Source organism: Paraniabella ginsengisoli (assembly GCF_022513635.1).
Classification (GTDB): Bacteria; Bacteroidota; Bacteroidia; order Chitinophagales; family Chitinophagaceae; genus Niabella; species Niabella ginsengisoli.
On sequence record NZ_JAKWBL010000001.1, the window covers coordinates 1,849,894 to 1,866,335 of the forward strand.

A 16,442-nucleotide genomic window follows, 5' to 3' on the forward strand; every position below is an offset into this window, starting at 1 on the left:
AATTCATTAAATAAGCTTCTTTTACCAGTTACACCCTTAATTCATACGAAATAATCCCCCTGGCCTCCTTTGTAGCTACACTATTTTTGTAACTCACACTCAAAATAAACTAACGATTTATATGCTTGAAAATTTATCAAAGGTTTTTGTTGTCATTGCATTGCAATTAATTGCGCTGGGCAGTATGGCGCAGAACTTTCCGCTAAAAGGAGAAGTAACAAACAGCAGCAATGAACCTCTACCCAATGTTACTATTTCCTCGGCACGTACCGCCGCAACGGTTATTTCCAAGACTGATGGTCAATTCGAGATCGAAGCCTCTGTCGGTGATTCGTTGTTATTTTCGTCAGTAGGATATGAAGGCCAAACTGTGGTAATAAAAAATCGCGATTTGCTACGTGTTGAAATGGCCACCGTTGCTAATTCAATGGAAGATGTAGTGGTTATTGGTTATGGTACACAAAAGAAATCAGATCTTACAGGTTCGATTGCTGGCTTAAAAGCTACAGACATAGAGCAATCAAGAAGTACTGATCTTATAACAGCGCTTCAGGGGAAAATACCCGGAGCCCGCATATTTTCTCAGTCAGGAGAACCAGGCGCGGCAATGAACATACAGATCAGGGGTATCAGTTCTTTGTATGGATCTTCCTCTCCCCTTTTTGTTATAGATGGTATCCAATATGATATCAATGCCAATGAGATATCTAGCTCGGGAAATGCCAATTTGGGAAGCAATTCTAATCCATTGGCAATGTTAAATCCATCAGATATTGAATCGATCGAAGTTTTGAAGGATGCCTCCGCAACAGCTATTTATGGATCCCGTGGCGCCAACGGAGTTGTTATCGTTACAACTAAATCAGGAAAAACAGGTCAGTCGGTAACTACTTACGATGGCTATGTTAGTTTTTCGAAAGCAGCCAATAAACTTAGGATGCTAAATGCAAATGATTTTATTGACTATCAAAGGTTGGTCAATCCACAATCTTCTTTGTTTTATAATACTGATGAAAACGGAGAGCCTGACTTAAATAGCCCCAAAGACCCTTACTCGCTGCCACAACACGACTGGCAGGATGAAATGATGCAACAAAGCGTTACCCAAAATCATAACACCACATTAAGTGGAGGAGCTGGTAAAACAACTTATTCAGGCGGAGCTGGCTACCTCAGTGAAGAAGGAATCATCAGGAATAATACACAGAAGCGTTACACGATGCGGTTAAAAGTAGATCATGAAGCCAGCAAGAAAATTAAGCTGGGCCTGAATATGAACACTTCATATACCGACCTGTCCGGTTCAATCAATACAGGTCAGGCAAATGCCTGGAATGGTGTTCTTCAGCAGTTGATAACAGCCAAACCTATTGATTATTTCGATTCAGATTTTGATGAAACTATTGGATATGTAACGCCCCTGTCTATTATTGATAATATATATAAAAACACAGGAACATTTAAATCAATAGGCAATGGCTATGTTGATGCCGAAATTTTTAAAGATTTAAAACTGAATATATCAGGTGGCGGAATTATTTCGAGCTCCAAGGGGAAAGAATTTTATTCCCGGTTTACAACGCTTGGGAATAATAATAATGGCGTAGGTATTATTCAGGAAAGAAGAAGTTTTAACTGGTATAACACAAACAGGCTTACTTACGACAAAAGCTTTAACGACAATAACCGATTGAATGTCATGGCTGCATTTGAGGTTAACGGATATTTATTTGAAAGTAGCATGATGAGAAATAACAGTTATCCAGATGAGATTACGGGCATCGATGATATCAGCAAAGGTGCGATCGTAACCGGACTTAATTCAGAAAAATGGGTAAATAACCGTTTATCATGGTTGAGCCGGATTAATTATACGCTACTAAACCGTTATCTGTTTACAGCCAGTTTCAGGGCAGATGGATCTGATAAATTTGGGGCAGGTAACAAATACGGTTATTTCCCTTCATTCGCATTTGCCTGGAAAGTAGATCAGGAAAATTTTCTTAAAGACGTTTCGGCTATCAGCGATTTGAAATTGCGTTTGAGTTATGGTGAAACTGGAAATGAACGTATTCCTGCTTACTCTTACGCCGGAAAAATGGTAAATGCTTATTATGCTGCAGATGGAATTTCGGCATACGGATTAGCCCCTTCCTCACTCGCGAACCCAAATCTGAAATGGGAAACCACGGTGCAATACAATGCTGGCTTAGATCTTGGCTTGTTGAAAAACCGGTTGACTTTTACTGCCGATTTTTATTTGAAGCAAACCAAAGATATGCTGTTGCCTGTTTTGATCCCATCGCAATCGGGTTATAAACAACAGTGGCAAAACATAGGAAAGATTGATAATAAAGGAATCGAATTCCAGGTAACATCACAAAACATTCAGCAAAAAGATTTTCAATGGACAACCAACTTCAACATTAGTTTCAATTCAAACAAAATAAGAAGCCTTGGCTCGTTGGATTATATACCAGTTGTAATGGATAATGGCGTGATCACCAATCTGGGAAGAGTAAGTGTTGGACAACAATTGGGAACTGCCTACGGGTACGTATTTGACGGCGTTTATCAAATATCACAATTCGACTGGCAAAACAATAGCGATCCTTCTATTCCACATGCAGAGCGCACCTACAGTTTAAAACCAGGGGAAGTAAACGTAGCAGGTACTGCTGTTTTGCCAGGATCTTTTAAGTTTAAGGATTTGAATAATGATGGTATTGTAGATGAAAATAGCGACCGAACTTTCATATCCAATAGTTTGCCAAAACATTTTGGAGGAATCAACAATACCTTTAATTATAAAAACTTTGAGCTTAATGTATTCTTCGAGTGGTCTTATGGCGCCGAAATTTTCAATCTTGGAAAGATTGCGCTGGAAGGATTGAGTAATAACAATAATATTTCGAAAGATTTTTATGATAACCGCTGGACTCCTGAAAATCCAACCAATGAATATGGCGATTTCAGAGGCAGCAACGGACTTACCGGAGGAAATACAACTTACAGATTCGCTTCCTCATATTATGTTGAAGATGCATCTTATTTACGGATGCGTAACCTGACGCTCAACTATCATTTACCAAAAAATTGGATTGGGAAAATTGGTTTAAAAGGAGCTAAAGTTTATGTCACTGGCAACAACTTATGGCTTTTAACGGATTACTCAGGATATGATCCTGATGTAAGTTTTAGCGACCCGCTATTTTCCGGGTTTGATAGAATTTCTTATCCGCGGGTTAAGTCCTTTATTATTGGAGCCGCTATTAATTTTTAAATGAAGAAATCATGAAATGGAGCATAAAAATTATCAAGTTATTAATACCCAAAACGATGATAATTTTTTGCGGAATTCCATCTGACCATTAAAGAAAAAAAATAAACAGATGAAAATCGTATTATATATAACCCTGATCCTTGCTTCATGCTCTATTACATCTTGTAAAAAAGTTTCCTGGAAGCTAAGCCGTACTCTTTTATTGAAACAGAAAAGTTCTATAAAACTGCTGCTGATGCAGAGTCTGCATTAGTGGGCTGCTATAATATGCTGAACAGTTCGGCTTATGGCCGCATGTTTGGTGAAACCGTACTTTATCTGCTCAACGGCAGTAATGACGAATGTATAACCAGGTCCGGTGTAGCTAATTCTATTTCGCCTTTTGGAAGCGGATCTTATACTGCTTCAGAAACTGAGTTAAAGAATATTTGGGAGGCTTTATATGCTGGAGTAAATCGTTGCAATCATCTTATTGAAAAAATAGATGCTATTGAAATGAATGCAGGTAGAAAATCAGAGATAAAAGGAGAAGCATTGTTTCTTAGAGGCTTTTACGAAATGTACCTGGCGCTTATGTTTGGTGCCGTACCTGTAAACACAGAACCTGATCCTGATTTCTTTACTCCTCGTTTGTCTTTACAGGAAGTTTACGATCAGATTTTATCAGATTTTTCCACTTCCGCCAACATGCTTCCTAATCGGGCCGCAATTGCCGGGCGTGCTAATAAGTGGAGTGCAGAGGGTATGCGGGCTAAGGTGTATGCGTATCTTGCTTCATGCAAAACAAATAATGTAGGTTCCGATCTGGAATTGGAATTGAATCATTTCTCCTGGGCTAACGCTTCTGTAATGTATGACAGCGTTGACCAGATCACAACAAGGATCATCAGCCAAAGCGGTTTTAAGTTAACGGATCAATACAATTATTTATTTCGTGAAACGACACGCCCTTGGCAGTATGAAGAATGTTTATTTACAGTTGAAGGCTCATCAACCGCAACCAATAGTGTAGGTAACCGGCTTAACCAGGCCTGGCTACCACAGGGAAATGTAAACACACGTGGTGGTAGCGGCTCTAAATGGTTTGTACCAACAGCAGAAGTTTATAAGCGCTATCATGCGTCGGATGTAAGAAGAAACCATAATCTTACAGGAAGTATTCCCGGAGGAGATAATGCGCCTGTTGAAATCATAGAAAATGTGAGATACTATGTTCCTGCTACAGCCAACATAACGACAAATGCTTATGGCATTGGCAAATACAGATATAGAGATCCTGTCTTAAAAGAAATTTCGCCATTTATGAGCGATGGAGCAATTCCTTTGCTTCGCTATGCCGATATACTACTTTTAAATGCTGAAGCTATGTATTATAAGGGTGATGAAGCTGGTGCAAGAGCAATGTTTGTACCTATTCGTCAAAGAGCGCTTTATGGCACCACTACTGATTTGGCTACTTTAACAACGGCCTATCAGAAAGCAGATTTTGTTGAAGAGCTTTTAGATGAACGTTCCCGCGAGCTTTGTTTCGAAGTAGGTATCAGACGTTTTGATATGATTCGTTTTGGCAAATTGAATAGCACAATTACGAGCTTGCCAATAACAGGAGGATTTCATAATATAAACTCATTACCGATATTGAAAACCAACTGGCAACCCTATAAAATATGGTTTCCCATTCCTACCGCTGAACTGGATCTAAACAAAAACCTGGTTCAGAATGATGGTTACTAATTAAAATGTTTTTTGATCATTAAGATAAGTACAGCATCGCTAAAACTTATTTAATATTGAAATAAACGATCGGTTATTTTTATAGTCAAAGACAAGTTCTATACTGTGGTTTACGTTAGCAATTGTTCGTATCCCAGTTCAATAAAAATAAGTATGGGAAGATCTTACATAAGGAAAACAGGATTATTGGTTTTGGTGTTCGTTCAAACAACGTTTTGTTTTAGTCAAAAGCCAAATATTGTTTTAATAGTTGCAGACGATTTAGGATGGACAGATCTCGCTTGCTATGGAAGTGATTTTTACGAAACCCCGAACCTTGATCAGCTGGCAGCGAAAGGCATGAAATTTACGCAGGCATACGCTGCATGTAATGTTTGCTCCCCGAGCCGCGCCGCAATTATGACCGGAAAATATCCGGCCAGAACACATATTACAGATTGGATAAAAGGACACCAGCGGCCTTATGCGCGCTTGCTTCCTCCGGACTGGACCATGCAATTGCCACTTGAAGAAACAACGATTGCCGAACTGTTGAAGTCACAAGGATACGCCACTGCATCTATCGGAAAATGGCATCTGGGTGATGATGAAAAATATTATCCGGAACATCAGGGATTTGATGTAAACATTGGAGGATATTACAAAGGCTCTCCTACCAGCTATTTTTCGCCTTACAAAAATCCCAGGTTGAAAGATGGAGTAACTGGTGAACAGCTTACTGATCGCCTGGCAGATGAAGCGATTCAATTTATTAGTACAACCCACAATAGGCCCTTTTTTGTTTATCTCCCGTTTTATGCGGTACACACACCGTTGAAAGCAAAGGACGAAGATCTTTCTTACTTCAAAGCCAAAATTGATACAAGTAAAAATCATCAGAATCCCGTCTATGCAGGATTGATCAAAAACATGGATCGAAATATTGGCAAGCTGATAAATGCATTACAACAATTACAACTTGATAAAAACACTTTGGTGATTTTTACCAGCGATAATGGCGGACTGATTGGCAACCGGCAAAACCGGGAGAAACAAGTAACTTCCAACTACCCGCTTAGAGAAGGGAAAGGAACAGCATACGAAGGCGGAACACGCGTTCCTGCTATATTTTATTGGGCCGAGCATATAAAACCAGGCAGCACTGATACACCTATTATCAGCATGGATATGTTTTCAACCATTGCTGGTGTTGCAGGTTTGCATGGAAAGGATATTCCAGTAAATGATGGGGCAGACATTTCACCCCTACTGTTAAAACAGGAAAAGTTATCAAATCGAAATCTTTACTGGCATTACCCACATTATCATTCACAGGGTGCAACACCTTACAGCGCCATTCTGGAAGGTGATACAAAACTCATCTATTATTATGAAACCGGGAAGAAAGAATTATACAATTTAAAAAACGATATTGGCGAACGACATGATCTAAGCGATAAAGAAAAAGGAAATACGGAACGTTTGTATTTGTCACTACAAAAATGGCTGAAGGAAACCAATGCGCAATTGCCCGTCATTAACCCGAATTTTGATAAAAAAGAGAAGTAGAGAAAGCGCAATACCAGGCTCCTGAATAAAAAAATTATAGTACAACCTTACAAAAAATATGAATAAAAAGATCTTCACGATTTTCAGAATCACATTAACGTTATCGGCTTTGCTATTGTTATGGAATTATTCATTAATAGCACAAACATCAAAAAAGCCCAATATTATTTTTATACTGGTTGATGATTTGGGATATGGCGACCTCGGTGCTTTCTTTCAGAATCAGCGGAAACAAAATGGCGATAAAAGCGAGCCCTGGCTGTTAACTCCTCAACTTGATAAAATGGCTGCAGATGGAGCTATGCTTACTGAACATTATACAGCAGCCCCGGTGTGTGCGCCTTCAAGAGCTTCGCTATTAACGGGCATGAGCCAGGGACATGCTAACGTACGCGATAACCAGTTTGACAAAGCTTTGGAAAATAACTACACAATGGGCAACGTGATGCAGCTTTCAGGCTATAGCACAGCAGCCATTGGCAAATGGGGTTTGCAGGGCAAATCAAAGACTGGCACTAAATGGCCAGCCCATCCTTTAAAACGTGGTTTCGACTACTACTTCGGATACATTGCACATGGTGATGGCCACGAACATTACCCCAAAGAAGGTTTATACAGGAAGCCAAAAAAGTTTGGGAAAATTATACAGAGATCAGCGATCAACTTGACAAATGTTACACCGGCGATTTGTTTACCGCCGTTGCCAAACGGTATATAGTAGATCATAAAAAAGCAAAGATGGATCAAAACCTTTTTTATTTACCTCGCTTACGACACGCCTCATGCAGTTCTTGAATTGCCCACACAAAAATATCCCACTGGCGGAGGTTTAAAAGGCGGCGTTCAATGGTCGGGCAAACCAGGAAACATGATCAATACAGCGTCAGGAACCATCGACTCGTACATGTATCCCGAATATCAAAACGCTACTTACGATCATGATAAAGATGCGGCCACACCCGAAAAACCATGGCCCGACACTTATAAGCGGTATGCTTCGGTTACCCATCGAATAGATGATCAGGTAGGTGATTTGTTACAATTGCTAAAGGACCTTCATATTGATGATAATACACTTGTTGTTTTCACTTCAGACAATGGGCCTTCAAAAGAATCTTATCTGCCTAAAGAATATGTATCTTATGAAGCAGATTTCTTCAACACCTTCGGTCCATTTGATGGTATTAAAAGAGATTTGTATGAAGGGGCCTTCGTGCCGCAACTATCGCCTGGTGGCCAGGTTCTATTAAGCCCAACACAGTTGTTAACGCACCAAATATTTCTTACGATTGGTTGCCTACATTCATAAATGCAGCCGGACAATCCGCACCGGTAAGATGTGACGGCGTATCATTACTGCCATCACTCATTGGGAAAGGAAAGCAGGATGAAAGTCTTGTTTACGCTGAATACTTTTTCTCGGGCAAATCACCTGGTTACAATGAATTTGCTCCGGCTCATCGCAATAAGATGAGAAATCAAATGCAAATGCTTCGTTTTGGCGACACGGTGGCGGTTCGATATAACATCCAATCATCAGCTGATGATTTTGAGATCTATCAAATAAAAACAGATCCTCAACAAACAAAAAACCTTGCTTCTCAAAGCCCGGCTATGCAGGAATACCTGAAGAATCGTGTATTACAAATCAGAATGGAAGACAGCAGCGCAGCCAGGCCTTACGACAATTCTTTAATACCTGCTGTTACCACTACCGCTTCACTTCAGCAAGGATTAATCGCAAATACATTTGCCTGTAATACATCCTGGATTCCCAGCACGGCAACGTTGAAGCAATTGTCAACAAAAGTTGTTTCAATGCCTACGCTTTCTGAAAAGAGTCAAAACCTGTTTGTTTTTGATGGATATATTTATGTACCGGAAGATGGGACTTATACATTCAGTTTATCGGCCGGTTACAAAGCTTTTTTCAAACTTCATGATATTAAAGCAATAGATGCCGACTATGGGTATAAATCCAATACAGCAAAAAAGGTTACACTTAAATTGACAAAAGGCTATCACCCGCTTAGTCTTTATAGCTTAACAGAAAAAATTGGTTCAGCAAGCAATGTGAAATTGCAATGGAGCCATAACAATAGTTCGTTGAAAGATATTCCTGCTGCATCCTTCTTCCATTGATCAATGCAGGGATGCCAGAATATATTGTATCGTCGTTCCGACCGCAGCGAAGCGAAGTGGAGGAATCTCGTTTGCGGGGACGCTGCATGTACAGAGAGATTGCCCGGCTATACTGCGTTCCGCTCGCAATGACGTCATGGAGAAAATGATATAAGAATAATTTAAATAATTTATCCCAAATAAAAACATGAAAAAAATTATCTATATTTTATTACTGTTTATTGCAATAACAAGCAATGCCCAACAAAAACCTAATATTGTTTACATACTTGCTGATGATATGGGTTGGAAAGATGCTGGCTTTACAGGTAGTGATTTTTACCTGACCCCGAATTTAGACAAGCTGGCAAAGCAGGGAATGGTTTTTACCAATGCTTATGCAGCGGCCGGCAACTGCGCTCCCAGCAGGGCTTGTTTTGTATCGGGACAATATACACCACGGCATGGAGTGTACGCGGTAACCAGCACTAAACGCGGGCCTGTAAAACAAATGAGATTAGAACCCATACCTAACTCAGAAGAAGTAGCGCCATCTGTCTACACCATTGCAGAAGGGCTTCACGATGCAGGTTACAGAACAGCGATCTTTGGAAAATGGCATTTAGGTAAAAGAGCAGGTACTTTGCCTGGCGACCAGGGATTTGATGTAGATGGTTCTTTTAATCCTCCTGATGATAAAGATTTCCAGGAAACAAATGACCCGAAAGGAATATATCGGATCACTAATGGAGCATGTGAGTTCATGGAAAAAAATAAAGACCATCCTTTTTTTATATATGTATCCCATCATGCTACACATATGTCTATTCAGGCAAGAAAAGAAATGCTTGACAAGTTCAACGACAAAGCGGGAAAGCTGCAAAAGAATAAACGTTTTGCTGCAATGAATACGCAGATGGATGATGGTATTGGTATATTGTTACAAAAAATCAAAGACCTGGGTATCGAAGACAATACGCTGATCATTTTTACATCAGATAACGGAGGCCTGCCGCAATCACCTCAAGCTCCATTGCGCGGATATAAAGGCATGTATTACGAAGGAGGCATAAGGGTTCCGTTCATTGCCCGTTGGCCTAAAACTATAAAAGCCGGAACAGTACAAAACACCCCGATCATCATGTTGTTGACATGTTTGCCACATTTATGGACATTAATAAAAAAGCGGTTCCATCAGATAAAATTCTGGATGGCAAGAGCCTGGTATCTTTATTCAAACAAGAAAAAGACCTTGAACAGCGCTCCATCTTCTGGCATTTTCCTGGTTATCTCGATAAGCCAAACCCTGGCTCACGTGATGATGTTTTCAGAAGCAGGCCTGTATCTACTATTAGAAAAGGAGATTGGAAACTTTTGTTATTCCATGAAGAATGGATGCTTGATGGTGGCCGCGATAAACTTACTCAAAACAACAGCATTGAGCTGTACAACCTGAAAGATGATCTTAGTGAAACAAAGAACCTGGCCAATTTTAATCCCGCTAAACGAGATGAACTTCTGAAAGAATTGTTTAAAATAATGGAAGGAACAGGTGCTAAGATGCCCGATCAAAAAAATCCACTTTACAAGAAATAGCAGCAACTCCTTAACCTGAATATAAAAAGAAAAGTCGTAAGGCTTTCAATAAAATAAAATAATGAGAGCGACCGTACTTGCTTTACTGGCCCTTTGGCAATGCTATATGGTATCCGCGCAAACAGCACCTGTAAAGATCACTGTACAAACCAGCGAAAGCATCCACCCCATCACTCCTGCTTTTTGGGGAACCAATTTTCTTTATTGGATTGATGACGATGCATCTTTTTCAGATGGCAAATTAGCAACAGCCATTAAAGAGGCGAACGTAAAATTATTACGCTATCCGGGAGGTACAATAGCAGATAATTTTCATTGGAAAACGGCTACGCTTGATAACGTAAATATGTTTCCCTATCAAAGCGGTGAAGCAGAAACCGATTTTGATGAATTTATGAAAGTTTGTAAACAAACAGGTGCAGAGCCGATGTGTGTACTGAATACAGAAAGCTGGGCAGTGAAAAATGATATAACTGGCGGGGGCCATGAAGCCGCTGAATGGCTACGTTATTGTAAACAAAAAGGATACAATGTTAAGTACTGGGAAATTGGTAACGAAACTTACTGGCATCCGGTGCTTTCGGCTGATGAATATGCAGACCTGGTAAACGTTTATGCAGATTCGCTTAAAAGTATTGATCCTGCAATTATTCTGGGTATTAACGGCCATTGGAATGTTGACTTTGTTGGAACAAAAGAGCGGATTAAAAAAGAGGCACTGCCACAGGTGTTAGAGCGTAGAAAAAATATAAATACTGTTAAGGCTCATAAACAATATGAAGCATTTGTAAAAGAACAAACACAATTACCCGTTACAAAAGGCACTGACAAATGGTGGCAGACACTGGCTGAAAAATGTGGTGATAAAGTAGATATGATCATTGTACATTGGTACTTTGCTCCTCAACAAATAGATATTGTCCCACAGAAATTACAACAACTCCGCCAATTACTTACAAGTATTCACCCAGATAAAAAATACTTGTTTAATATGTCAGAATTCAATGTAACGACGCGTACGCCAGAATCATTTATGCACCTTACAGAAATGATGGGCATATTGCTTCAATCAGGTTTTAATATCACATCTATCTGGCCCATGAGGATGGAATATAAAAAGCCCACATTGCTTAATTATAGTACACATCAGGCGTCTATCTTTAACGAGATATTCAGGCGGCTGTCTGCTGAACTTACAGGAAATCTTGTAGCATCAAAAGCAGATGGAAAAGTCCCGGTGTTTGCTTCAGCTGATAAGAAAATAACTTCGGTTGTAATGACTGGCCGCCATGTTCAGCAATCCACACCAGCAACCATCCAACTTGAGGGAGCTGGCAAAAGCGCTGCAACCTGCTCATTGTGGCGAATAAAAGGTGCTGAATTTGACTATCAAATGAAAGAGCAAAAAGTAGCTGTTAAAAACGGATCCATCCATTTAGAAATAGAACCCGCTGAAGTAATCATAGCGGTATTTAATAAGTAAACAGGGCATTGTCAGATAAGCCGCAGACATTGTCAGGCTGAGCTTGCCGAAGCCCTCTAAGTAGGTTTTTCGGAAACCGATTTTTGTCACTAGCCTGCCAGGGTCTTTAAAAATGCCTCCTTCGACAAGCTCAGGATCACATTTTTTTAAAGCATCAGGCACAGATGGTAGTACCATTTTCAGGTTGAGCTGCCGAAGCTCTTTGCACAAATGGTCTTTTTTACAACCGAACTTTGTCAGGCTAAGCCTGCCGAAGCCACTTAAAAAACAAAAAGTTTAATTAGGCTCCATATTAAATCCCTCCCATCATGTTAAAATATACATTTTTTTATTTGTTGCTACTGTTAAGTACTATGGCTGATGCACAAGAGCGGCCCAATATTTTGTGGCTGGTTTGTGAAGACATGAGCCCTTATCTAAGTTGTTATGGTAATAAAACAATTAAGACCCCTAACCTCGATCGACTGGCGGAAAAAGGAATTCGGTTTACCCGTGCGCATTCAAATGGTACGCAATGCTCTCCATCAAGGTCTACTTTAATTTCAGGTGTATATGGGGTAAGCCTTGGCACTGATGTACACCGCGAAAAAGGCCCTTTCCCGAAACCTTTTATTTTCCGAAATATTTAAGAGACGCCGGATACTACACCAGTAATAACAACAAGCAGGATTACAATAACATGAAGACGCCAGAAAATGTGTGGAACGAATCAAGCAAAAAAGCCAGTTATCAAAATCGTTCTGACAAGAGCCAGCCATTTTTCTCAGTTTTCAATTGTGGCATTACGCATATGTCGAGAGTTGCCACTAATACCGTGGATGGCCGCAAGCCGCGCACTGTTAAAACAGAAAATGTGGAAGTTCCTGCGTATATTCCTGACGTGCCGAATGTAAGAGATGACATAGCCTGGAATATGGATGCGGTTGCATTAATGGATCAATGGATGGGCAAACAATTAGCAGCACTTGAAAAAAGTGGTGAGGCAGATAACACGATCATCTTCTTTTATTCAGATCACGGTGGTACAGTGCCACGCGGCAAAGCCTACGTATATGAAACCGGCACACAAATACCACTGATCGTTTATTTTCCTCCTAAATGGAAACATTTGGCAGGCTCAACCGTTCCGGCAGTAAGTGATCGTTTGGTCTCTTTTATTGACTTCGCTCCTACCGTACTCAACTTTGCAGGTGTAAAAAAACCAGGCTTCATGGTGGGTTCGCCTTTCCTCGGCAACAAAGCATCGCAACAAAAGCCTCAATACATATTTACTTTTCGCGCCAACCAAGGTGATAGCTACTGCCCCTCACGCGCTATTACAGACGGCCAGTATAAATTGATTTGGAATTATCAAAGCGCCTATCCTAACGGAACGCGCCAGGATTACCAATGGCAGATGCCTGCCCAACAGGCCTGGGATATAGCCAATATGGAAGGAAAGATCGACAATGCGCTGCAAAAGAAATTTTGGTTACCTGTCGAGCCGTTTGAGTTATATGATATTAAAAACGATTCGCTCGAAACCAATAACCTGGCGGGTAAAGCTGATTACTATTCGGTTCTGAACAAACTAAAGAAAGCTTTAAGTCAAACTGTCCGGGAACAAAAAGACCTTGGTTTTATACCCAGGGAATACAGGCATACTTTGCAGGAGGACGGTCCGTTATATAATGTGATCCGAAATAAAAATATTGATGTAAATAAAGAGATCACCGCCGCCGAAACAGCTTCTCTCAAACAGCCAGGCCAGCTAAACACATTAATCAGTTATTTAAAAGATAAAGATCCTGTTGTGCAATACTGGGGCGCCAGCGGTATTTGTGGTTTGGCAAAAAGCGGTGCCATAAAGCAATTGCCAGGAGCTACTGCAGATATCATAAAGTCTGAAACAGTAATACCTGAAGTAAAATGTTTGCTGGCAGAGGCGCAGGTATATACCGGAAACGAGAGCAAAGGATTATCTTATCTATTTCAACAATTAGAGTCTGGTTTTGGCCCTGCTGCTGCAGCCCTCCAAAACCTGGGTTCGAAAGCAAAGCCATTGACTGCAGATCTTGAAAAACTCTTAACAGCTAAAACAAAGAACAGGCATAGATTCTATATCCGTTCCATACTGATCAATTGCGGTGCGCTTCCCTACACTGCTTTATACGATAGTTCTGAAAAAGTATCTGATTAAATTATAGTTTCAATATGTATAGCTTCACACAACAGTCCCGGATGGTAATATTGATTTTTACTGTGTTCTTATCAGCATTGGGATCTGTAGTATATGCACAACAGGAAGAAAATAACCGTATCAACTTCGATCAAGATTGGCGGTTTCATCTTGGCGATACATCAATGCCTTATGCTTCAGGTTTTAATGATACCAAATGGCGCGTGCTTCATTTGCCTCATGACTGGAGCATAGAGCAACCATTCGATCTGAAAAGTGCCGCAGGATGGCAGGGCGGCTATTTACCTGGCGGCATTGGTTGGTATAGAAAAACATTTGAATGGAATAAAAAAGATCAGCAGCATGTGATGATACAGTTTGATGGTGTGTATATGAATAGTGAAGTATGGATCAACGGGCATTATTTAGGTAAGCGGCCTTATGGTTATATCAGTTATGAATATGAGTTAACACCCTATCTGAGAAACGGGAAAAATATAATTGCAGTAAAGGCTGATAACAGCAAACTTCCCAGCGGCAGGTGGTACACCGGATCAGGAATTTACAGGCATGTGTGGTTGCGCACCACCAGCAATATTTATGTACCTCAATGGGGTACTTATATTACAACGCCAAAAGTATCGGCACAACAGGCTGATATTGCTGTAAGGACTGAACTAAAAAATAGTAATAAAAATAAAGCAGGCATAACGCTTCAAACAACGATCATCGCTCCAAACGGACAACAAATATCAAGTATATCGAAAAGCCTTAAATTGGATACGGCCACTAATGTCCATACACAAGATATTGCCATTCGCCAGCCTGAACTGTGGTCTCCTTCAAATCCTGTACGATACAAGCTCGTGCAGCGCATTATCAGCCCTGATCAACCAGACGAAATCTATACCACCTATTTTGGTATCAGAAGTATAAGAGTAAATGCAAAAGAAGGTTTTGTGCTGAATGAAAAAAGCATAAAGCTGAATGGTGTTTGTAATCATCATGACGCAGGCCCTGTTGGTTCAGCGGTTCCGGAAGATGTATTATACCGTAGGTTGAAACTACTGAAAGATATGGGCTGCAACGCGATAAGAACAACACATAATCCTGCGGCACCAGAGCTCTATACAATTTGCGATACACTGGGACTGATGGTGCTGGATGAAGCATTTGATGGCTGGGACAAGCCCAAGGCTGCTAATGACTACGGGCTATATTTTAACGAATGGTGGCAAAAAGACTTAACGGATTTCATAAAACGTGACAGGAACCATCCCTCTATTGTAATGTGGAGTATCGGTAATGAAGTACCTAAATTTGAAGTGGCCTTGCAAAAGAAACTCGCTGACGTTCTAAAATCCTTAGACACCACCCCCGGTTACCCAGGCAAGAAGCGGCGAAGGTGACCATGTTGATATTGTAGGCATGAATGGCGAAGGCGAAATGCCCGGCGTTTTGGAAGCCTTTCACAAACAACATCCTAACAAGCCCATTTTAGGTACGGAGATCACACATACATTGCAAACGCGCGGTGTATATGCTACTAAGACAGCTTACAGAACCCGTGATTTTCCTGCTCCCTGGGAAGAAGGTGTAACCTGGGCATCATTTCAAAATAAAATTTTCCCGATACCCGACCTGACAGAAAAGGAATTATTCGAAAGCAGATCCAAATTTTATCAATCGTCTTACGACAATGCTATTGTTCGCATTGGTGTTAGAGATCAGCATAAACGAACCGAAGCACTGCCTTATTTTATTGGTACTTTTCGCTGGACAGGTTTTGATTATTTGGGAGAAGCCACAATACAACCCGCACGCACGGCCAACTTCGGTATACTCGACCTCTGCGGTTTCCCCAAAGATCATTATTATTTATATCAAAGTTTGTGGTCGAACAAACCGATGATACATATATTGCCGCACTGGACACATACCGGAAAGAATGGAGTTATCATACCGGTTGTAGTGTACACCAACGCGGAGGCCGCTGAGCTATTTCTCAATGGACGCTCCCTTGGTAAGAAAGTAATGGGAAGCGATAAGCAACTGGTATGGCTGGTTCCTTATCAACCGGGAAAGCTGGAAGCGATCGCTACTACCAACAATAAAACAGTAGCAACTACTTTGATGAATACGGCTGATAAACCTGCCGCTATTGAACTGCTGACCGACAAAAAGCAGGTTTCGGCCAACTATAAGGATGTGATACATGTTGAAGTAAATATAACCGATACACAGGGAACCTTAGTACCCGAAGCGGACAACCTTGTGCAATTTAGTATAGAAGGGCCGGGTAAAATCATTGGTGTGGAAAATGGAGACATTACAGACTTCTCCCCCATGAAAGCCAGCCAGCGCAAGGCTTTTAACGGAAAGTGCCTGGTTATGATACAAGCAACAAACCAGCCAGGAAAGATACGTTTGAAAGCGGTGTCGGACCAGCTGGTTCCAAAAGAGATGGAGATAATTTCAGCGCCTGTAAAAGGACAAGCCTATTTACATAAAAAATAAAC

At 40.7% G+C, this 16,442-nt stretch carries 10 protein-coding genes and 2 pseudogenes; all 12 read left to right on the forward strand.

Annotation, left to right across the window (positions count from 1 at the left end):
- The first annotated feature begins 121 nt into the window (after positions 1–121).
- The 12 genes and pseudogenes from MKP09_RS10100 (at position 122) to MKP09_RS10160 (ending at position 16,440) form a co-directional block, all read left to right on the forward strand.
- The gene (locus MKP09_RS10100) at positions 122–3,283 is read left to right on the forward strand and encodes a SusC/RagA family TonB-linked outer membrane protein (RefSeq protein WP_240827798.1); all 3,162 of its coding nucleotides are present in this window, start codon (positions 122–124) and stop codon (positions 3,281–3,283) included.
- A gap of 177 nt (positions 3,284–3,460) precedes the next feature.
- Complete coding sequence (locus MKP09_RS10105; protein ID WP_262915311.1) at positions 3,461–5,017, forward strand: RagB/SusD family nutrient uptake outer membrane protein; 1,557 nt, start codon at positions 3,461–3,463, stop codon at positions 5,015–5,017.
- 153 nt (positions 5,018–5,170) lie between these two features.
- Positions 5,171–6,565 carry a sulfatase gene (locus tag MKP09_RS10110; protein WP_240827800.1) on the forward strand — a complete coding sequence of 465 codons (1,395 nt, stop codon included), beginning with the start codon at positions 5,171–5,173 and terminating at the stop codon, positions 6,563–6,565.
- A gap of 58 nt (positions 6,566–6,623) precedes the next feature.
- Positions 6,624–7,874 (forward strand): annotated as a pseudogene (locus tag MKP09_RS28045) (sulfatase-like hydrolase/transferase).
- Positions 7,811–8,707 carry a PA14 domain-containing protein gene (locus MKP09_RS10125; RefSeq protein WP_394801050.1) on the forward strand — a complete coding sequence of 299 codons (897 nt, stop codon included), beginning with the start codon at positions 7,811–7,813 and terminating at the stop codon, positions 8,705–8,707. The pseudogene MKP09_RS28045 and the gene MKP09_RS10125 overlap by 64 nt, the downstream one beginning before the upstream one ends.
- Before the next feature lie 187 nt (positions 8,708–8,894).
- Complete coding sequence (locus tag MKP09_RS10130) at positions 8,895–10,142, forward strand: sulfatase (RefSeq protein WP_240827816.1); 1,248 nt, start codon at positions 8,895–8,897, stop codon at positions 10,140–10,142.
- Entirely contained in the window at positions 10,082–10,282 is a 201-nt protein-coding gene (locus MKP09_RS10135) for a hypothetical protein (RefSeq protein ID WP_240827818.1), read from the forward strand. The genes MKP09_RS10130 and MKP09_RS10135 overlap by 61 nt, the downstream gene beginning before the upstream one ends.
- A 61-nt stretch (positions 10,283–10,343) precedes the next feature.
- Positions 10,344–11,765 carry a hypothetical protein gene (locus MKP09_RS10140; RefSeq protein ID WP_240827820.1) on the forward strand — a complete coding sequence of 474 codons (1,422 nt, stop codon included), beginning with the start codon at positions 10,344–10,346 and terminating at the stop codon, positions 11,763–11,765.
- Between the two features lie 332 nt (positions 11,766–12,097).
- The gene (locus tag MKP09_RS10145; RefSeq protein WP_240827822.1) at positions 12,098–12,394 is read left to right on the forward strand and encodes a sulfatase-like hydrolase/transferase; all 297 of its coding nucleotides are present in this window, start codon (positions 12,098–12,100) and stop codon (positions 12,392–12,394) included.
- Between the two features lie 47 nt (positions 12,395–12,441).
- A pseudogene (locus MKP09_RS10150) lies at positions 12,442–13,944 on the forward strand (sulfatase-like hydrolase/transferase); the annotation flags it as partial.
- A gap of 41 nt (positions 13,945–13,985) precedes the next feature.
- Positions 13,986–15,332, forward strand: a complete 1,347-nt coding sequence (locus MKP09_RS10155) for a glycoside hydrolase family 2 TIM barrel-domain containing protein (RefSeq protein WP_240827829.1) — start codon at positions 13,986–13,988, stop codon at positions 15,330–15,332.
- 19 nt (positions 15,333–15,351) lie between these two features.
- Entirely contained in the window at positions 15,352–16,440 is a 1,089-nt protein-coding gene (locus tag MKP09_RS10160; RefSeq protein WP_240827835.1) for a DUF4982 domain-containing protein, read from the forward strand.
- Positions 16,441–16,442: the final 2 nt, after the last annotated feature.